This window comes from Pseudomonas sp. B1-22 (assembly GCF_050474425.1).
Classification (GTDB): Bacteria; Pseudomonadota; Gammaproteobacteria; order Pseudomonadales; family Pseudomonadaceae; genus Pseudomonas.
In genome coordinates, this window is the sequence record NZ_JBCHVH010000003.1 from 653,432 (window position 1) to 671,170 (window position 17,739).

Below are 17,739 nucleotides of genomic sequence, written 5' to 3' on the forward strand. Positions count from 1 at the left end.
CTGCGCAGCGTAACACGGCGTAGCACTTTTCCGGGCGCACGAGGCGATACCCGCGGACTTGAGCGGTTGCCGCCAAAGCTGATGAGTGGTCGTCAGATTGGGCAACAGCGCGACAAGTTGCCTGCTTGACTTTGCCTGGAAGGATGCAGATGGGTTAAAGTTGACGAAAGGGTCAGGTTTTACAGCAAGAACACCCTTCGGCGTCACCTTCGAAACGCCCCCCGATTGCGCACCCTTCCAGTTTTATTCAGCACCAGAAATCGACATGGACGGGCCTTCACCGTCCAGAGGATGAACCATGTCCAACCGTGATATTTCCCGGCGTGCCTTCCTGCAGGGCGGGCTGATCGCTGGCGTCAGCGTGACGCTGGCGCCGCTTGGCAGCCGGGCTTTCGCTGCCCTGATGGAAAACTCCGTCACCGTCTCGCCCCAGCAGTGGATGGGCCACGACGGCAAGGCGCGTTTCCGTAACGATGCGCTGTCCAAGGTCTGCGGCAACAAGGTGTTCGCCCGCGACATCCGTTCCAAGGACATGCCCGGCTGGCCGCAGCAGCAGGGCCATGCCATGCTGCTCAAGACCATCAAGGCCGACCGCATCTTCGACGGCATCGACCTCGCCTGGCTGGGCGCTGACTTGCAGCCCGACCGCATCGTCACCGCCGAGGACCTGGACAAGGACGGTATCGTCTTCCCCGAGGCCCACGCCCCGGACCCGCTGCTGCCGCGCGGCAAGGTGCCGATGTTCATCGGCCACCCGGTGGCCATCCTGATCTGGAACGACTTCGAGCGCTTCCGCAAAGCCAAGCTGAAGATGAAGTTCAACGACAAGGCGATCCGCTACGGCGAGCAGGCCCCGCTGTACCAGGGCGATCCCTACGGCAGCTTCCGCTACGTGCGCGTCGGTGGCGCGACCTCGGCCGATCCGGACGAGTTCTCCAGCCTCAAGGACTCGATCCTCTTCCCGATGATCCGCGAGCGCAAACCGGTGTGGAACCAGCAGCCCAACCAGCACGGCGACCTCACCGAGCAGGGCCTGTTCTACGCGCAGAAGATCAAGGCGCAGATCGACAACCCGCCGGAGAACTGGCTGGTCTTCGACGAGCGCTACAAGACCCCGTCCATCGAGCCGGCCGCCATGGAGCCGGACAACGGCAACGGCTGGTACGACCCGGCGAGCAAGACCCTGCACTTCGTGGTCGCCACCCAGTGCCCGTTCGAGGCGGCCTACGAGACCGCGCACATGATTGCGCCGTCGCGCTTCGGCCTGGCCAAGCTGAACATGCACCCCGGCTACACCGTGGGTTACGGCTCCAAGGACCACAACATCTTCGTCTACTACGCGGCCCTGGCTGCGCTGTACGGCAACGGCGTGCCGGTACGCCTGGCCAATGACCGCTACGAGCAGTTCCAGAGCGGCATCAAGCGCCACCCGTTCGACATTCGCTACCAGCTGGCGGTGGACAAGAAGGACATGACCTTCAAGATCTTCCGCACCGAGATGAGCGTGGACGGCGGTGGCCGCATCAACTACAGCCCGTCCGTGGCCGCCGTGGGCGCCACCGCCGCGCAGTCGATCTACTACATGCCGCAGAATGACCTGCAGGTGACCGCCTACCATTCCCGCGCCGTCGAGGCCGGTTCCATGCGTGGCTACGGCACCCTGCAGAGCATGGCCGCCACCGAGATGATGGTGGACGAGATCGCCGGCCGGCTGGGCGTCGACGCCATCGAACTGCGCCGTGTCAACGCGCTGAAGTCGGGCATGAAGAACACCCAGGGCGCGATCCCCGCTGGCGCCTTGCGCCTGCACGAGATTCTCGACAAGGCCGCCGCCCACGAGTGGTGGAAGACCCGCGACGCACGCAAGAAGGAAATGGACGCCAAGGACCCGGATCACTGGTACGGCGTCGGCTTCGCCATCTGCCAGAAGGACTTCGGCACCGGCTCCGAAGCGCCCATGGCGAGCATCGAGTTCGATGCCCAGGGCAAGGTGCACATGCGCCACATCGGCATCGAGATCGGCACCGGCATGTCCACCTCACAGGCACTGGTGGTGGCCGACTTCCTCGGCAAGCCGGCGGACGAGATGAAGACCGCCGAAACCGAATGGGGCGAGCTGCAATTGGTGAGCGGCGAAGACCCCTACACCATGAACCAGCCCACCCAGGACGAGAAGCTGCGCAACCCGCGCTGGGTCGGTAAGTACGCCTCGGCGTCGTCGGCGACCAACTCGGCCTACTACTTCAGCCACGCCACCCGTGAAGCGGCGCGCGTGCTGTTCAACCACGGCCTGTGGCCGGCGGCCCTGGAAATCTGGCGTCGCGGCCCGTTCAACGGCGCGGCCAACCCGCTGGTAGTGCGCCGGGAAGACGCCCACTGGGTCGACGGCAAGCTCACCGCCAACGGCCTGGAGCCGCTGTCGTTCGCCGAGCTGGCCAAGGTCGCCCACGAGAAGGGCCTGATCACTGGCGCCACCGTCCACGGCTTCAACCGCTGGAGCTGGGCGGAGTGCGACTTCGTCATCGACGGCGTGCGCGACCGCCTGCCGCTGGACGCCCTGGCCGTGAAATACGGCGACGGCGCCCCGGGCGTGAAGAAGGCACAGATGAACAGCGCCGGCTTCCACCTGCTGGATCGCCAGAACGTGGCCTATCCGCCGGTGCAGCTGAACAACGCCGCGGTGACCTACTACAGCCCGGTGGCGACCATCGTCGAGCTGAAGGTGAACAAGGGCAACGGCGAAGTCACCGTGCTCAATCACCACAGCTGGATCGAGTGTGGCCGCGTGCTGGTGCCTGAACTGGTGAAAGGCCAGATCGAAGGCGGCACCGCGATGGGCATCGGCCATGCGCTGCTCGAAGACATGCCGCTGTACGAGGGTGGCCCGGGCGAGGGCGACTGGAACTTCAACCGCTACCGTCTCCCGAAGGCGAAAGACGTGGCCGTCTGGCAGCAGAGCTCGGAAATCCTTCCGCCGCTCTCGCCCAGCGACCCGTCCAAGGGCATCGCCGAAGTGGTGATGATCCCGGTCGTCGGCGCCATCGGCAACGCCGTGGCCCACGCCATTGGCAAGCGCGTCCGCGACCTGCCCATCACCCCCGCTCGCATCAAGGAGGCCCTCAATGGCTAACCGTCCGCTCAACCTGACCCTGAATGGTCAAACCGTCGGTCCGGTCGAGGTTCCCGAGGACCTGCCGATGATCGACTACCTGCACGAGTACCAGAACCTTACCGGCTCGCGCCTGGGCTGCGGCCAGGGCATCTGCCATGCCTGCGTGGTGATCGTCGACAACCCCGACGGCACCAGCGAGGAAGTGCGCACCTGCATCACCGGCGCGCACTACTTCGAAGGCAAGAAGGTGCGCACCATCGAGGGCCACGCCAAACGCGAGGCAGACGGTTCGGTGAAGGAACTGAATCCGATCCAGCAGAAGTTCGTCGACCGTTTCGCCTTCCAGTGCAGCTACTGCGCACCGGGCTTCGTCAACGCCGCCACCGTGCTGGTGGAGAAGGCCCAGCGCCAGCCGCTGAAGAAGAGCGAACTGGAATCGACCATCGAGGCCAGCCTTGGCCACCACATCTGTCGCTGCACCGGGTACGTGCGTTACTACGACGCCACCCGCGAAGTGCTGACCGATCTCGGCCTGGTCAAGGAGGGCTAAGCATGCAGCGCATTCTTTCCGGCCTCGCGCTGGCTGTCGGCCTCGGTCTGGCGGTGAGCGCCCAGGCGGCCGACCAGGAGCTGATCAAGCGCGGCGAGTACGTCTCCCGCGCCGCCGACTGCATGGCCTGCCACACCGCCGAGGGCGGCGCGCCGTTCGCCGGCGGCCTGCCGATCCACTCGCCGTTCGGCACCATCTACGGCAGTAACATCACCCCGGACAAGGACTTCGGCATCGGCAACTACAGCGCCGACGACTTCTTCGCCGCCCTCACCGAGGGCAAGCGCAAGGACGGCGCCAATCTGTATCCGGCCATGCCCTACACCTCGTACCACCTCATCAAGCGCGAGGACAGCGATGCCCTCTACGCCTACCTGATGAGCCAGACGCCGGTGCACCGCGCCGCGCCCCAGACCAGCCTGAGCTTCCCGTTCAACGTGCGCATGGGGCTGTCGGGCTGGAACATGCTCTACGGCACGAGCGTCCAGCTGGAAAACACCGAGGGCAAGAGCGACGCCTACAAGCGCGGCCAGTACCTGGTGGAAGTGCTCGGCCACTGCGGCGAGTGCCACACCCCGCGTAACAGCATCGGCGCGTTGCAGCAGGACAAGCGCCTGACCGGCGGCCTGCTCAACGGCTACAGCGCCCCGAGCCTGCTGGCCCAGGACCTGGCCGAGCGTGGCTGGACCAGTGCCGACCTCACCGGCTTCCTCAAGCACGGCATGAGCCCCCAGGGCAGCATGTTCAACGAGATGTTCCCGGTCATGCACCTGAGCACCCAGCACCTGGGTGACGAGGACCTGGCCGCCATGTCCACCTACCTGCTCGGCGATCAGCCGCCGCAGGCCAAGGTGGTGCAGGCGGTGCCCGAGGACCAGCTCAGCGACAGCGCCAAGCGTGGCCGTCAGCAGTACCTCAACGTCTGCGCCGGCTGTCACGGCAACGACGGCGAGGGCAAGCCGCACATCGCCGTGGCCATGCAGGGCAACACCACCTTGCGCCTGGCCGATTCGCGCAACCTGGCCAAGGTCATTGTCGAGGGCATCCGCGAGCAGCAGTTCACCGGTTTCGAGCGCATGCAGCCGATGCCGGGCTTCGCCGACAAGCTCAGTGACGAGCAGCTCGCCGACCTGATCAACTACCTGCGTCAGGCCTGGGGTGGCTTGCCGGGCGACATGGGCGTACAACAGGTCGCTCAACTCAAGGCGGAGTGAGTCGTGCAGCATCTCGATCTGCAAGTGGTTCGCCAGGCGCTCCAGTGGTCCAACGCCGGGCAGCGTGTGTGGCTGTGCAGCGTGCTCTTCACCTACGGCTCGGCGCCCCGCGCGCCGGGTTCGCTGCTGGCGGTCAACGCCAGCGGCCAGTGGGTGGGCTCGCTGTCGGGCGGCTGTGTCGAGGATGACTTCCTCGAACGCGTCGCTGAAGGCGAGTTCAGTGAGCCGGTGGTTGTCGTGCGCTATGGCGACGGCACCGATACCCGCAGCAACATCCGCCTGCCCTGTGGCGGCATCCTCGACGTGCTGGTGGAAAACCTCGCGCCCGATTGCGACGTGCAGGCCCACCTGCGCGAACTGGAATCGGCGCTGCTCGGCCAGCGCCGCCTGCTGCGCGAAGTGAACCTGCGGGATGGCAGCCGCCGCCTGAGCGACGACCACGAGCATGGCCCGCGCGTCGAGCGTGACGAAGCCCGCGTGCTGCTGCGCGTCGGTGCTGCCCAGCGCTTGCTGCTGGCCGGTTACTCCAGCGTCGCGCATTTCTGTGCGGAGTTCGGCAAGGGCCTGGGCTTCGAAGTCATCCTCTGCGACCCGCGCGAAGAAGCGCTGGACGGCGTGGTGCTGGACGGCATCGAAATCCGCCGCGAACTGCCGTCGATCTTCATCGCCAACGGCGGCTGCCACGCGGACACTGCCGTGGTCGCCCTGACCCACGACCCGAAGATCGACGACCTGGCGATGCTCGAAGCGGTGCGCACCGAGGCCTTCTACATCGGCGTCATGGGCTCGCGCACCACCTCCGAGAAGCGCCGCGAACGCCTGCACCGTATCGGTGGCCTGAGTGAAGCCGAGCTGGCGCGCATCCATGCGCCGATTGGCCTGAACCTCGGCAGCAAGACCCCGGCAGAAATCGCCCTGGCCGTACTGGCCGACATCCTGCGTACCCGCAGCGGCATCGCCCGCGAGGCGCTGTGACGGTTGTGGCGCTGGTCCTGGCCGCCGGCCAGGGCTCGCGCTTCGGCGCGGACAAGCGCCGCGCGTCCCTGCCCGACGGGCGCAGCCTGCTCGCCCACAGCGTCGAGCGGGCTCAGGCGGTATTCGATGAAGTGCGCGTGGTGTTGCGTGATGGCGAGCGGGCGGAGGATTTCGGTCTGCCTGCCGGCTGCCGGGTTATCCACAGTCCGGATGCGGCGCTCGGCATGGGGCACAGTCTGGCAGCTGGAGCAGCTTCGCTGAGCAACTCTCCCGCGCAGGCCGTGGCCATCCTGCTGGGCGACATGCCCTGGATCGCCACGCAAACCTTGCGGGCGCTATCCGAGGCTGCCAGTACTTCGACCATTCTCTTCCCGCTTCACAATGACCAGCGCGGCCACCCCGTGCTGTTCGGCCGCGAGTTCTGGACGGAGCTGACACAGCTCACTGGTGATGAAGGCGCCCGGACGGTGGTCCAGGCGAACCGCGATCGTTGCGTCACCCTGGAAGTTGCCGACGCGGGCGTGCTCCGTGACGTCGACACGCCGGACGCCTTGCGCTCCTGACCGGGTTCGCGAGCAAGCTCGCTCCTACAGGATTGGCGCCAGCGCTCCCATTGTAGGAGCGAGCTTGCTCGCGAACCGCCCTGCGGTGATCAATTCTGCGCCAACCACTGCCCGATGCGCGGCCAGATTTCCAGGCTGGCATTGCGCGACAGCAGCAGCCGGTTATGGCTGTAATCCTCCCGCGCCCCCGTCGCCCGGCCGAACAGTTCCAGCTTCGCCTGCGTCCCGCCAAAGGCTTTCACCAGCGCATCGCAACCCGCGAGCGGTGCAATGAAGGTATCGCCACTGCCCGCGACGCCCAGTACCGGCAACTCGACGCTGCCCAGCCCGGCCAGATAATCGAAGCCGTCCAGGGAATCGAACCGCCGCCGGAAATTCCACTGGCACCACTGCCGCATCAGCCGCGCACTCTCCGCCTCGGGTCCGACGCTCTTCGCGCGGCTGGGCGCGATGCGCCGCCAGCGCAGCATCCAGTCGAACGCCTGGAGCGCCAGCCAGTGCCGAGGGCTGGCGCCGGCCGCCGTAGCCTGGGAGCCGATCAGGACCACCGAGCGTAGCCGCCGCCGAGCCAGCTCGGGATTGCGCGCCGCCCACATCGAGACGATCAGCCCGCCGCCGGAGTGCCCGATCCAGTGCAGTGCCGTCTGCCCGGTGCGCTGGCTTACCGCGTCGAGAATCGCCGGCACGTCCTGCTCGGCCACGTCGTCGAAGCTGTGGAGGAAGTCGTTGTGTCCGCTGTCGCCATGTCCGCGCCAATCGAACAGCCAGCAGGCGAAGCCACGGCTGGCGAGATGATTGGCCAGCCCCAGGCAGCTGCGGTGGTTGGAGAAGGTGCCATGGGTTAGCACTACTGGCACGCCGTCCGCCGGGCCTACGCGGCGCAGGGCGAGATCGACGCCGTCGGCGGTGCGGATCAGTTCGGGCAGGGCGGCTTCTTGTGCGGTCATGGCGCGCGTCCGGGTTGGGGGCGATCCATGCTGCTACCGGAAGCGGTGCAAGGCAATCCGCTTCGATGGGTCAGTCGGCCCAGTCTTCCAGCATGAGGCCTTCGATACGCTCGAACTCGCGAGTGTTGTGCGTTACCAACGTTGCACCCAGAGCCAGGGCGTGGCAGGCGATCCACAGGTCGTTGGCACCGATCGGCGTACCGGCCAGTTTCAGCCGCGTAAAGTGCACTGCGTAGTGTTCGCAAAGGCTGGGAGTGCCGTCGTAGATCACCGGTACCTGGCGTGTCAGGCGCTCCAGCTGGCGCAGGACTTCGGCCTTGCGCGAACTGCGCTCCGCACCCTTGAGCAGCTCGGCATAGGTGAAGAACGACATATTCAGCGAAGCCTCGGCAGGAAGGGCGCTGACGCGCTGCGCGACTGACTCCGGCCGGTTCTTCAACAGGTAGATCAGGATGTTGGTATCGAGCAGGTACTTCACAGCTCGTCCCGGTCCTGGGCTGGCGGCTGGTCGCGCTGTTCTGCTTCCAGGGCTTCGATGAAGTCATCATCGAAGCCCTGCAGCGCTTCCATCAGCGCGGCGCCGCGATCCTGCGCAATGGGGTGGATGACCAGGTCGCCGTTGTCCTTGCGTGTGATTTCCACACTGCTGACATCCAGGCGGAATTCCTGGGGAATCCGCACTGCCTGGCTATTGCCGTTCATGAACACGCGGGTGGTGAGGGTGGAAGTCGGCATGGGTACGCCCCTCCGTTGTGTGTACGTGTGCGTGTGTATTCTGCCGCCTGCTCAAGATTTGAGCAAATGCCCCTGGCTATTTGGTCGCTTTCAGCACCACGAATTTCGGATTTGCCGCCACCTGCTCGACGCCGCGGAACAGGCGTTTGAGCTTGGCGTGGTAGCCCAGGTGGCGGTTGCCGACGATCCACAGCTCGCCGCCGGTGACCAGCGCGGCGCGGGCCTGCTGGAACATGCGCCAGGCGAGGAAGTCGCCGACCACCTGCTGCTGGTGGAAGGGCGGGTTGCACAGGATCAGGTCCAGGGAGTCGGCTGCCTGGCTGGCGAGGCCGTCGTCGGGGTGGATATCCACAGGGCGGTCGCCGAGGGCGGCCTGCCAGTTTTCCCGCGCGGACTGCACCGCCATGTACGACTCGTCCACCAGCGTCAGTTCGGCTTGCGGGTTCAGCAGGGCGAAGGCGATGCCCAGCACGCCGTTGCCGCAGCCCAGGTCCGCCGCGCGCACGGCGTGGTGCACCTGCGGCAGGTGCGGGAGGAAGGCGCGGGTACCGATGTCCAGGCCTTCGCGGCAGAACACGTTGGCGTGGTTCAGCAGCGTCAGCGCCGGTTTGTCCAGGCGGTAGCGGGTGGGGTAGGGCGACTTCGGTACTGGTCGCTGCTCGGCGGTGGCCACGAGCAGACGGGCTTTCTTCACTGCCAGCGAGGCCTGCATCGGGCCGATGTACTTTTCCAGCAGGTCGCCGGCGGCGCGCGGCAGGTGCTTGATCATGCCGGCGGCGACCACCTTCGCCCCCGGCGCGAGCTGGTCGTGCAGGCGGATCAACTGTTCCTCCAGCAGTGCCAGCGTCTTGGGCACGCGCACCAGTACGTGGTCGAACGGGCCTTGCGGGAGGTCGCTGGCGGGCACGAAGGTCAGCGGCGCTTCGGTGAGGCCGTTGCGTTCGAGGTTGCGCTGCAGGGCGATGAAGCCCAGGTGCGAGTCGCCGCTGCTGGTCAGGCGCACATGGGGCGCGAGACTGGCGGCGAGGGCGCCGAAGCTGTCGTTGAGCACCAGCACCCGGCTCTCCGCGCTGACACCCTGCTCGTGGAGATGGCTGAGCAGGTACTCATCGGCCGCATCGAAGGCCTGCAGCGGGTCTTCGCGCTGTTCGGGGTGACGGACCAGATCGAGCTGGGCGAAGGGGCTGGCGAGGACAGGCATGGGACTCTCGAACGGGCGTTTCGGGTGAATGGCTCCGACGACCGCCGTCGGTCGGCCGGAAAGCGCAAATTATCGCCTATCCGCGGGGCTTTCGTCTGCGTTGTGCCCCGGCGAGCGATGACCACAAGCCTTGCGGGTGTTTCTTGCGCCGCCAATACGGGAAAATGGGCGGGTTCTTGAGAAAGGAGCGGACGATGACCGCCAGCGAAGAGAAGTTCACCCGCCAGACCCTGCTGGACGTGCAGACACTCACCCCGAGCCTGTTCACCCTGCGCACCACCCGCGACAGCGGCTACCGCTTCCGCGCTGGGCAGTTTGCTCGCCTGGGCGTGTACAAGCCCAGCGGCAGCATCGTCTGGCGTGCCTACTCGATGGTTTCGGCGCCCCACGATGAATTCCTCGAATTCTTCTCCATCGTGGTGCCGGACGGGGAGTTCACCAGCGAACTCAGCCGTCTGAGCGTCGGTGACCAGTTGCTGGTGGACCGCCAGGCCTTCGGCTTCCTCACCCTCGACCGCTTCCCCGATGGCCGCGACCTCTGGCTGCTGGCCACCGGCACCGGGCTGGCGCCGTTCCTGTCGATCCTGCAGGACTTCGAGGCGTGGGAGCGCTTCGAGACCATCAAGCTGGTCTACAGCGCCCGCGAGGAAAAGGAGCTGGCCTACCGCGAACTGATCGCCAGTTTCGCCGGAATGGAGCATCTGGCAGAGCACATCCACAAGCTGCAATTCATCCCGGTGGTTACCCGCGAGAGCGTTCCCGGCTGTCTGAATGCGCGGATCACCACGCTGATCGAGAATGGTGAGCTGGAGCGTGCCGCCGGTCTGGAGCTCAGCCCCGAGCATTCGCGCGTGATGCTCTGCGGCAACCCGCAGATGATCGAGGACACCCGCACCGTGCTGAAGGCGCGCGGCATGAGCCTGGCGCTGACGCGCAAGCCCGGGCAGATCGCCGTGGAGAATTACTGGTAGGAAGGATCGGGTTGCTCACCCCGCCGTCGCGACGGGGTGAGCCGGGCATATCAGGGGGCGCGGTTGCGCTGTTCCTTGAGCAGGTCGCGGATTTCGCTCAGCAGTTCCTGGTCCTTGGTCGGAGCTGCCGGTGCGGCTTCTTCCTCACGCTTGAAGCGGTTGATGGCCTTCACGCCCATGAAGATGGCGAAGGCGACGATCACGAAGTCCAGGCAGGTCTGGATGAACTTGCCGTAGGCCATCACGACCGCAGGCGTATTGCCTTCGGCGGCCTTGAGGGTGATCGCCAGGTCGGAGAAGTCCACGCCCCCGATCAGCAGGCCGATGGGCGGCATGATCACGTCGCCGACGAACGATGTGACGATCTTGCCGAAGGCGGCGCCGATGATGATACCGACGGCCATGTCGACCACGTTGCCCTTGACGGCGAAAGCCTTGAACTCGCTAAGCAGACTCATGCAGGAACTCCTTGTAACAGAGGGGGACAGGTGGGCAGTTTAGCGGCCCGCCGCGACCTGATCATCCCGAATCGTTGCATGACCGGCGGTGCTGGGCGCTTTTGCCGGGTGGTCTAGGCTTATCGGGCAACCCATCCATTTAAGGAGGTCCGCCATGCCGCTCGAGCATCATCCGTTGTCCCGCGAATTTCCCGACCAGAAGGCACTGATGACCCGGTTGCACGGGAAGGACGCCACCTTCACCCGCTTGGCTGCCAGCTACGAGGAGCTGGACAGGAAGATCTACGACATCGAGGACGGCCGCCAGGCGATGGACGACCTCGCTCTCAACTCCCTCAAACTGCAACGCGTGACACTGAAGGACGAAATCGCCGATCTGCTCAAGCGATCCAGTTGAGCTTGATCGGTATCAAGGGTGTGGGGCGGAGCGAGGCGTAGGCTCCTGTCATCCATTTCCAACCGGTGCCACCGCCATGCGCAAAGCCATTTCGTCCTCTGGCAAGTCCGTCACCAAATCCAATCAACGTAACGTCGAAGCCCTCCGTGCCCAGGAGCGCCTGGTTCGCCTGAAGCTGCAATACGAGCTGCTGGACCAGCGCATTGGTCGGGTGGAGGAGGGCGTCGAGCGCCCCGACGGTACCCTGGCCTCGCTGCTCATGCGCCGCGAAAGCCTCAAGTACGATATGGAGTGCCAGTATCGCCGCCTGGCGAGCTGAACCGCTCCGCCCGATTGGCTATGATGCGGGCTTTGTCTTCGACGGAGTCCGCTCATGGCCAAGGCCAAGCGCATGTACGGCTGCACCGAGTGCGGCGCCACCTACCCCAAATGGGCTGGGCAGTGCCCTGATTGCGGCGCCTGGAACACCCTGGTCGAGACCGTCGTCGACACCACGCCCACCGGCGGCTCCGGCGGCACTTCCGGTCGCGGCGGCTGGGCCGGCCAACAGGCCAACATCAAGACCCTCGCCGAAGTCAGCGTCGAAGAAATGCCGCGCTTCACCACCGCCTCGGCGGAACTGGATCGCGTGCTCGGCGGCGGCCTGGTCGACGGCTCGGTGGTGCTGATCGGCGGCGACCCCGGCATCGGCAAGTCCACCATCCTCCTGCAGACCCTCTGCAACGTCGCCGCGCGCCTGCCGGCGCTCTATGTCACCGGTGAGGAATCCCAGCAGCAGGTCGCCATGCGCGCCCGGCGCCTGGGCCTTCCGGAGGACAAGCTCAAGGTCATGACCGAGACCTGCATCGAGAGCATCATTGCCACCGCGCGCCACGAGCAGCCCAAGGTGATGGTGATCGACTCGATCCAGACCATCTTCACCGAGCAACTGCAATCGGCCCCCGGTGGCGTCGCCCAGGTGCGCGAGAGCGCGGCGCTGCTGGTGCGCTTCGCGAAGCAGAGCGGCACGGCGATCTTCCTGGTCGGCCACGTCACCAAGGAAGGCGCACTGGCCGGTCCGCGCGTGCTGGAGCACATGGTCGATACCGTGCTGTATTTCGAGGGCGAGTCCGATGGCCGCCTGCGTCTGTTGCGGGCGGTGAAGAACCGCTTCGGTGCGATCAACGAACTGGGCGTGTTCGCCATGACCGATCGCGGCCTGAAGGAAGTTTCCAACCCCTCGGCGATCTTCCTGACCCGTGCCCAGGAGTCGGTGCCGGGCAGCGTGGTCATGGCCACCTGGGAAGGCTCGCGGCCGATGCTGGTGGAAGTTCAGGCGCTGGTGGACACCAGCCACCTGGCCAACCCGCGCCGCGTCACCCTGGGCCTCGACCAGAACCGCCTGGCCATGCTGCTGGCGGTGCTGCACCGCCACGGCGGTATCCCGACTTACGACCAGGACGTGTTCCTCAACGTGGTGGGCGGGGTGAAGGTGCTGGAAACCGCATCGGACCTGGCGCTGATGGCAGCGGTGATGTCCAGCCTGCGCAACCGGCCGCTGGATCACCAATTGCTGGTGTTCGGCGAGGTCGGCCTGTCCGGTGAGGTGCGTCCGGTGCCCAGCGGCCAGGAGCGTCTGAAGGAAGCGGCCAAGCACGGCTTCAAGCGCGCCATCGTACCCAAGGGCAACGCGCCGAAAGAGGCGCCGCCAGGCTTGCAGGTGATTGCGGTGACTCGCCTGGAGCAGGCGCTGGATGCGTTGTTCGAGTAGGTCCGCTTCAGCGTTGGTGATGAGCAATCGCGGACGGAGTCCGCTCCTACGCCCAGGCTGGCATTTTCGTAGGAGCGGACTCCGTCCGCGATCGGGTGATGGCGACTCGCGATCTCAATGCTCGCTGAGCAGCGTCAGTTCCCGCTCCAGCAGCGATTCGTCGCCCAGGTTGAGCTCCACCAGCCGCCGCAGGTGGCTGATGGATTCCAGGTCGATGTGCTTGCAGTTGAAGCCCAGCAGGCCCTCGCGCTCCCAGGCCAGGTCCGCCTCCATGTAGACGTTGACGTCGAAGCCCAGGTAGATGCGCACCTGCACCGGCTCGCCGGCTACCACCTCCCAGTGCTCGGGGCGTTCCACCAGCACACCCTGCAGCGACAGGTCGAGCAGGGTGACCTTCCAACGGTGGTCGCCCTGGCTGATTTCCGTGCCGGCATCGAAGGCGATGCGCTGGAAGCGCCGGCGCTCGGCGTGATCGTCAGTCATTGTCGTGGCTCTCCGGCCGTTTCTGCTTTGCCTCACTATAGACCTCCCCATGGAGAAAGCCTCGGTAATGCGTCGTACGCCATTTTCCGAGCTTTCGTCCGTCAGCCACGTCCGCTGCGGGTTTGACAGCCCGCAGTCGCTCGCCAAAGCTCTTGGGGCGTCAATCCAATACCTATTGTGGAGTGCAGAACATGGATAAGAAGTTCGTATGCAAGGGGCTGATTCTCGGGGTGCTGAGCGCTGCCAGTCTGCTGGCGCATGCCGATGAGGCAGGGCAGAGCGGCCACGGCTGCGGCTGGGGCAACATGGTCTTCGAAGGTCAGCGCGGCCTGTTCCCGCACCTGCTGGCCACCACCACCAACGGCACCTCGGGCAATGCCACCTTCGGCCTGACCTCGGGCACCAACGGCTGCGATGCCAACCAGCGCATCGGCTACGGCGGTCGCTCGATCTTCGCCATGAACGGCATGCTCGACAACATCGCCGAGAACATGGCCCAGGGCCATGGCGATGCGCTGGACGCCTATGCCGTACTGCTCGGCATCCCCACCCAGGACCGCGCGCACTTCGCCCAGGTCACCCAGCAGCACTTCGGTGAGATCTTCACTTCGCAGAACGCCACCGGCGAAGAGGTGTTGAACAACACCCTGGCGGTGATGAGTCGCGACCAGGTGCTGGCGCAGTACGCCAAGCAACCGGCCTGATCCTTTGGCTCGACCCGAAAGCCCGCCGCCTGGCGGGCTTTTCATTGGTGCGGCGCGCCGCCAGACGGTATTTGACTTCGGGCAATAAGCGCGTAACCGCTCTAGACTAAGGTCGTATGAATAGGTCGCGGGAAAGGACTAGAATTTTTCTGCGAATTCTCGCCTTCAAACTGTCGGAAGCCTCGCTATGAACAATAACAACAGCCTGCTACGTCACCTCGCCTGGCTGGCGGTGGCGATAGTCGGTGCCTTTGCCTTGGGAGTCGTGGCACTGCGTCGCGGCGAAGCCATCAACGCACTGTGGATCGTCGTCGCGGCGGTTGCCATCTATCTGGTCGCCTACCGCTACTACAGCCTGTTCATCGCCACCAAGGTGATGCAGCTGGATCCCAATCGAGCGACCCCCGCGGTCCTCAACAACGACGGCCTGGACTACGTCCCGACCAACAAGCACATCCTCTTCGGTCACCACTTCGCCGCCATCGCCGGCGCCGGCCCGCTGGTCGGACCCGTGCTCGCCGCGCAGATGGGCTACCTGCCCGGTACGCTCTGGCTGATCGCCGGCGTGGTACTGGCCGGTGCCGTGCAGGATTTCATGATTCTGTTCATCTCCAGCCGCCGCAACGGCCGCTCGCTGGGTGAACTGGTGCGCGAGGAAATGGGGCAGGTGGCGGGGACCATCGCTCTGTTCGGCGCGTTCCTGATCATGATCATCATCCTCGCGGTGCTCGCGCTCATCGTGGTGAAGGCCCTGGCCGACAGCCCGTGGGGCATGTTCACCGTGCTGGCGACCATTCCGATCGCGATCTTCATGGGCGTGTACATGCGCTACATCCGCCCGGGCCGCATCGGCGAGATTTCCGTGGTCGGCGTGGCCCTGCTGCTGGGCTCCATCTGGATGGGCGGGCAGGTTGCCGCCAGCCCCGAATGGGCACCGGTCTTCACCTTCCACGGCGTGCAGATCGTCTGGATGCTGATCGCCTACGGCGCCATCGCCTCGGTGCTGCCGGTATGGCTGCTGCTGGCCCCGCGTGACTACCTGTCGACCTTCCTGAAGATCGGCACCATCGTCGCCCTGGCCATCGGCATCCTGATCGTCTCGCCGGATCTGAAAATGCCGGCCCTGACCCAGTTCACCGACGGCACCGGCCCGGTGTGGAAGGGCGGCCTGTTCCCGTTCCTGTTCATCACCATCGCCTGTGGCGCGGTGTCCGGCTTCCACGCGCTGATCTCCTCGGGCACCACGCCCAAGCTGCTCAACCGCGAGCCCGACGCCCGCTACATCGGCTACGGCGGCATGCTGATGGAGTCCTTCGTGGCCATCATGGCGATGGTCGCCGCCTCGGTGATCGAACCGGGCATCTACTTCGCCATGAACAGCCCGCCGGCCGTGGTCGGTGCCGACGTCAACGCGGTGGCCGCGACCGTCAGCAGCTGGGGCTTCGCCATCACGCCGGACGTGCTGGCGCAGACCGCCAAGGACATCGGCGAAACCACCATCCTGGCCCGTGCCGGTGGTGCGCCGACTCTCGCCGTGGGCATCGCGCACATCCTTCACCAGGTACTGCCGGGTGAGAACACCATGGCCTTCTGGTACCACTTCGCGATCCTCTTCGAGGCGCTGTTCATCCTCACCGCGGTGGACGCCGGTACCCGTGCCGGTCGCTTCATGTTGCAGGACCTGCTGGGCAACTTCGTCCCGGCCATGAAGAAGACCGACTCCTGGGGCGCCAACATCGTCGGTACCGGCGGTTGCGTCGCGCTGTGGGGCTGGCTGCTGTACCAGGGCGTGGTCGACCCGCTGGGCGGCATCAACACCCTGTGGCCGCTGTTCGGCATCTCCAACCAGATGCTTGCCGGTATCGCGCTGATGCTCGCCACCGTCGTGCTGATCAAGATGAAGCGCCAGCAGTACGTCTGGGTGACTGCCTTCCCGGCTGCCTGGCTGCTGATCTGCACCAGCACCGCCGGCCTGATCAAGCTGTTCGACAGCAATCCGGCCGTCGGCTTCATCGCCCTGGGCAAGAAGTACGCCGCGGGTCTAGACGCCGGGCAGATCATCGCCCCGGCCAAGGATATCGGCCAGATGCAGGCCGTAATGATGAACGCCTACATCAACGCCGGCCTCACCGTGCTGTTCCTGCTGGTGGTGCTCAGCGTGCTGGTGTACTCCATCAAGGTCGGCGCCAGCGCCTGGACTAAGAAGGAGCGCACCGACAAGGAAGCCCCCTTCCAGCCGATTCCGGACGCTTGATGGAGGTTCAGTATGTTCAATGACCTCAGCCGCATGGGTAAGTATCTCGGGCAGGCCGCGCGCATGCTGGTCGGCATGCCCGATTACGACACCTACGTTCAGCACATGCAGAACAAACACCCGGACAAGACTCCGATGACCTACGAGGAGTTCTTCCGCGAGCGCCAGGAAGCGCGCTACGGTGGCGGCAAGGGGCGACCGATCCGCTGCTGTTGACGCAATGAAACTGGCTGCGTGGCCGATGCTGCGTTGCCAGCGGCCGGAAAAATGCTCATCTACTGCAGTAGACTCCGCTTTTTCCGAGCACTGGCGCCTTGTCTCGGCTGCCTCGCCGACGTTTCATTAATCGTTGGACGGGCCGCGAGCGATCGCGGCCCGTTTTCATTTCTGCCTGTTTTCAATTCTGATTGCCTGGATGTTCCCATGACCGATTCCGCAAGCACACCGCAGATTCCGGTGACCGTCCTCACCGGCTTCCTCGGGGCGGGCAAGACCACCCTGCTCAAGCACATTCTCAAGGCCGAGCATGGCCTGAAGATCGCCGTGATCGAGAACGAATTCAGCGACACGCCCATCGACGGCCAATTGCTGGGCGATGACGCGGTGCAGGTGATGACGCTGTCCAACGGCTGCGTCTGCTGCACCATCAATACGGACCTCGAGCGTGCGCTGTACGTGCTGCTGGAGCGTCGCGACAACGGCGAACTGGACTTCGACCGCGTGGTGATCGAGTGCACCGGCCTGGCCGACCCGGCGCCGGTGGCGCAGACCTTCTTCGTCGACGAAACCCTGCGCGAGCGCTACCTGCTCGACGGCATCATTACGCTGGTGGACGCGGCCAACGCCGACCGCCACCTGCAGGAGGCCATCGCCCAGGCCCAGGTCGGCTTCGGCGACCGCGTCCTGGTGAGCAAGGGCGACCTGGTGTCGCCGGAGCAGTACGACGCGCTGGTGGAGCGCCTGCAGCGCATCAACCGCCGCGCCGAGATCCATCCGGTGAAGCATGGCGCCATCGAACTGGAGCGCCTGTTCGACGTGCGCGGTTTCAACCTCAACGCCGACGTCGGCCTGCGTCCGCTGCTGCGCCCGGTGCGTCCGGCGGCGGACACCACCGACCGCATCACCACCCTGGTGCTGCGCAGCGAGCGTGCGCTGGACATCGAGCGCCTGAGCGCCTTCATGGACGATCTGCTGCAATGGCACGGTAACTCGCTGCTGCGCTACAAGGGCGTGCTGAATATTGCCGGCGAAGCACGGCGCCTGGTGTTCCAGGGCGTGCTGCGGCTCTATGGCTTCGACTGGGATACCGAGTGGAAGAGCGACGAGACGCGCGAGAGCGTGATCGTCTTCATCGGTGACAACCTGCCGGAAGAGCAGATCCGCCAGGGCTTCGAAGCCATCACCGGCGGACCTGCCGCCTGAACG

Annotated in this window: 19 protein-coding genes; 13 read left to right on the top strand and 6 right to left on the bottom strand. The window is 65.5% G+C overall.

The genetic code is table 11. The annotated features are described in order from the left end of the window. The first annotated feature begins 298 nt into the window (after window positions 1-298). From ACQ5BL_RS14940 to ACQ5BL_RS14960, 5 genes are read left to right on the top strand one after another with little or no spacing between them, the layout of a single operon-like run. Window positions 299-3,130 carry a xanthine dehydrogenase family protein molybdopterin-binding subunit gene (locus ACQ5BL_RS14940; protein WP_243804549.1) on the top strand — a complete coding sequence of 944 codons (2,832 nt, stop codon included), beginning with the start codon at window positions 299-301 and terminating at the stop codon, window positions 3,128-3,130. Further along, entirely contained in the window at window positions 3,123-3,662 is a 540-nt protein-coding gene (locus ACQ5BL_RS14945; protein ID WP_017520662.1) for a (2Fe-2S)-binding protein, read from the top strand. The genes ACQ5BL_RS14940 and ACQ5BL_RS14945 overlap by 8 nt, the downstream gene beginning before the upstream one ends. A gap of 2 nt (window positions 3,663-3,664) precedes the next feature. Further along, window positions 3,665-4,876: a cytochrome c gene (locus ACQ5BL_RS14950; RefSeq protein WP_243804550.1), complete on the top strand. Its 1,212-nt coding sequence runs from the start codon at window positions 3,665-3,667 to the stop codon at window positions 4,874-4,876. Window positions 4,877-4,879: 3 nt separating this feature from the next. Further along, the gene (locus ACQ5BL_RS14955; RefSeq protein ID WP_243804551.1) at window positions 4,880-5,851 is read left to right on the top strand and encodes an XdhC family protein; all 972 of its coding nucleotides are present in this window, start codon (window positions 4,880-4,882) and stop codon (window positions 5,849-5,851) included. Beyond that, window positions 5,848-6,414, top strand: a complete 567-nt coding sequence (locus ACQ5BL_RS14960) for a nucleotidyltransferase family protein (RefSeq protein ID WP_243804552.1) — start codon at window positions 5,848-5,850, stop codon at window positions 6,412-6,414. The genes ACQ5BL_RS14955 and ACQ5BL_RS14960 overlap by 4 nt, the downstream gene beginning before the upstream one ends. An 89-nt stretch (window positions 6,415-6,503) precedes the next feature. Here the strand turns inward: ACQ5BL_RS14960 and ACQ5BL_RS14965 are convergent, their stop codons facing one another. From ACQ5BL_RS14965 to ACQ5BL_RS14980, 4 genes are all read right to left on the bottom strand, one after another. Beyond that, a complete protein-coding gene (locus ACQ5BL_RS14965; RefSeq protein WP_243804553.1) occupies window positions 6,504-7,361 on the bottom strand; it encodes an alpha/beta fold hydrolase in 858 nt (285 codons plus the stop codon). A 70-nt stretch (window positions 7,362-7,431) separates the two neighbouring features. Continuing rightward, complete coding sequence (locus ACQ5BL_RS14970) at window positions 7,432-7,839, bottom strand: type II toxin-antitoxin system VapC family toxin (RefSeq protein ID WP_243804554.1); 408 nt, start codon at window positions 7,837-7,839, stop codon at window positions 7,432-7,434. After that, window positions 7,836-8,096, bottom strand: coding sequence for an antitoxin (locus ACQ5BL_RS14975; RefSeq protein ID WP_243804555.1), 261 nt, complete (start codon window positions 8,094-8,096; stop codon window positions 7,836-7,838). Before ACQ5BL_RS14975 ends, ACQ5BL_RS14970 begins: the two co-directional genes overlap by 4 nt. 76 nt (window positions 8,097-8,172) lie before the next feature. Beyond that, a complete protein-coding gene (locus ACQ5BL_RS14980) occupies window positions 8,173-9,297 on the bottom strand; it encodes a methyltransferase (protein WP_243804556.1) in 1,125 nt (374 codons plus the stop codon). 194 nt (window positions 9,298-9,491) lie between these two features. On the opposite strand from ACQ5BL_RS14980, the gene ACQ5BL_RS14985 reads away from it, so the two are divergent. Continuing rightward, a complete protein-coding gene (locus ACQ5BL_RS14985) occupies window positions 9,492-10,268 on the top strand; it encodes a ferredoxin--NADP reductase (protein WP_243804557.1) in 777 nt (258 codons plus the stop codon). Between the two features lie 50 nt (window positions 10,269-10,318). On the opposite strand, the gene mscL is transcribed toward ACQ5BL_RS14985, so the two are convergent. After that, window positions 10,319-10,726: a large-conductance mechanosensitive channel protein MscL gene (gene mscL / locus ACQ5BL_RS14990; protein WP_207882591.1), complete on the bottom strand. Its 408-nt coding sequence runs from the start codon at window positions 10,724-10,726 to the stop codon at window positions 10,319-10,321. A gap of 154 nt (window positions 10,727-10,880) precedes the next feature. On the opposite strand from mscL, the gene ACQ5BL_RS14995 reads away from it, so the two are divergent. From ACQ5BL_RS14995 to radA, 3 genes are all read left to right on the top strand, one after another. Beyond that, window positions 10,881-11,123 (top strand): YdcH family protein, encoded by a 243-nt coding sequence (locus tag ACQ5BL_RS14995; protein ID WP_207882593.1) that lies wholly within the window; start codon window positions 10,881-10,883, stop codon window positions 11,121-11,123. 76 nt (window positions 11,124-11,199) lie between these two features. Next, window positions 11,200-11,442 carry a hypothetical protein gene (locus tag ACQ5BL_RS15000; protein WP_207882595.1) on the top strand — a complete coding sequence of 81 codons (243 nt, stop codon included), beginning with the start codon at window positions 11,200-11,202 and terminating at the stop codon, window positions 11,440-11,442. Window positions 11,443-11,496: 54 nt separating this feature from the next. Beyond that, on the top strand, window positions 11,497-12,873 hold the full coding sequence (gene radA, locus ACQ5BL_RS15005) for a DNA repair protein RadA (RefSeq protein ID WP_243804558.1): 1,377 nt from the start codon (window positions 11,497-11,499) through the stop codon (window positions 12,871-12,873). A 114-nt stretch (window positions 12,874-12,987) separates the two neighbouring features. Here radA and ACQ5BL_RS15010 read toward each other — a convergent pair whose 3' ends face one another. Beyond that, the gene (locus tag ACQ5BL_RS15010) at window positions 12,988-13,356 is read right to left on the bottom strand and encodes a PilZ domain-containing protein (protein WP_207882600.1); all 369 of its coding nucleotides are present in this window, start codon (window positions 13,354-13,356) and stop codon (window positions 12,988-12,990) included. A gap of 191 nt (window positions 13,357-13,547) precedes the next feature. Between ACQ5BL_RS15010 and ACQ5BL_RS15015 the strand changes: the two genes are divergently transcribed. The 4 genes from ACQ5BL_RS15015 (at window position 13,548) to yjiA (ending at window position 17,736) form a co-directional block, all read left to right on the top strand. Further along, the gene (locus tag ACQ5BL_RS15015; protein ID WP_207882602.1) at window positions 13,548-14,060 is read left to right on the top strand and encodes a DUF3015 domain-containing protein; all 513 of its coding nucleotides are present in this window, start codon (window positions 13,548-13,550) and stop codon (window positions 14,058-14,060) included. 187 nt (window positions 14,061-14,247) lie between these two features. Beyond that, on the top strand, window positions 14,248-16,314 hold the full coding sequence (locus ACQ5BL_RS15020; protein WP_207882604.1) for a carbon starvation CstA family protein: 2,067 nt from the start codon (window positions 14,248-14,250) through the stop codon (window positions 16,312-16,314). Between the two features lie 12 nt (window positions 16,315-16,326). After that, window positions 16,327-16,530, top strand: a complete 204-nt coding sequence (locus ACQ5BL_RS15025; protein ID WP_015478970.1) for a YbdD/YjiX family protein — start codon at window positions 16,327-16,329, stop codon at window positions 16,528-16,530. A 207-nt stretch (window positions 16,531-16,737) separates the two neighbouring features. Beyond that, entirely contained in the window at window positions 16,738-17,736 is a 999-nt protein-coding gene (yjiA, locus tag ACQ5BL_RS15030) for a GTPase (protein WP_243804559.1), read from the top strand. The last annotated feature ends 3 nt before the right edge of the window (window positions 17,737-17,739 follow it).

Coding starts and splice junctions, on each gene's coding strand:
- ACQ5BL_RS14950 (WP_243804550.1), top strand. CDS start 3,665: ATGCAGCGCATTCTTTCCGGCCTCGCGCTGGCTGTCGGCCTCGGTCTG.
- ACQ5BL_RS15000 (WP_207882595.1), top strand. CDS start 11,200: ATGCGCAAAGCCATTTCGTCCTCTGGCAAGTCCGTCACCAAATCCAAT.
- ACQ5BL_RS15015 (WP_207882602.1), top strand. CDS start 13,548: ATGGATAAGAAGTTCGTATGCAAGGGGCTGATTCTCGGGGTGCTGAGC.
- ACQ5BL_RS14985 (WP_243804557.1), top strand. CDS start 9,492: ATGACCGCCAGCGAAGAGAAGTTCACCCGCCAGACCCTGCTGGACGTG.
- yjiA (WP_243804559.1), top strand. CDS start 16,738: ATGACCGATTCCGCAAGCACACCGCAGATTCCGGTGACCGTCCTCACC.
- ACQ5BL_RS14945 (WP_017520662.1), top strand. CDS start 3,123: ATGGCTAACCGTCCGCTCAACCTGACCCTGAATGGTCAAACCGTCGGT.
- ACQ5BL_RS15025 (WP_015478970.1), top strand. CDS start 16,327: ATGTTCAATGACCTCAGCCGCATGGGTAAGTATCTCGGGCAGGCCGCG.
- ACQ5BL_RS15020 (WP_207882604.1), top strand. CDS start 14,248: ATGAACAATAACAACAGCCTGCTACGTCACCTCGCCTGGCTGGCGGTG.
- ACQ5BL_RS14980 (WP_243804556.1), bottom strand. CDS start 9,297: ATGCCTGTCCTCGCCAGCCCCTTCGCCCAGCTCGATCTGGTCCGTCAC.
- ACQ5BL_RS14975 (WP_243804555.1), bottom strand. CDS start 8,096: ATGCCGACTTCCACCCTCACCACCCGCGTGTTCATGAACGGCAATAGC.
- ACQ5BL_RS15010 (WP_207882600.1), bottom strand. CDS start 13,356: ATGACTGACGATCACGCCGAGCGCCGGCGCTTCCAGCGCATCGCCTTC.
- ACQ5BL_RS14965 (WP_243804553.1), bottom strand. CDS start 7,361: ATGACCGCACAAGAAGCCGCCCTGCCCGAACTGATCCGCACCGCCGAC.
- mscL (WP_207882591.1), bottom strand. CDS start 10,726: ATGAGTCTGCTTAGCGAGTTCAAGGCTTTCGCCGTCAAGGGCAACGTG.
- ACQ5BL_RS14995 (WP_207882593.1), top strand. CDS start 10,881: ATGCCGCTCGAGCATCATCCGTTGTCCCGCGAATTTCCCGACCAGAAG.
- radA (WP_243804558.1), top strand. CDS start 11,497: ATGGCCAAGGCCAAGCGCATGTACGGCTGCACCGAGTGCGGCGCCACC.
- ACQ5BL_RS14940 (WP_243804549.1), top strand. CDS start 299: ATGTCCAACCGTGATATTTCCCGGCGTGCCTTCCTGCAGGGCGGGCTG.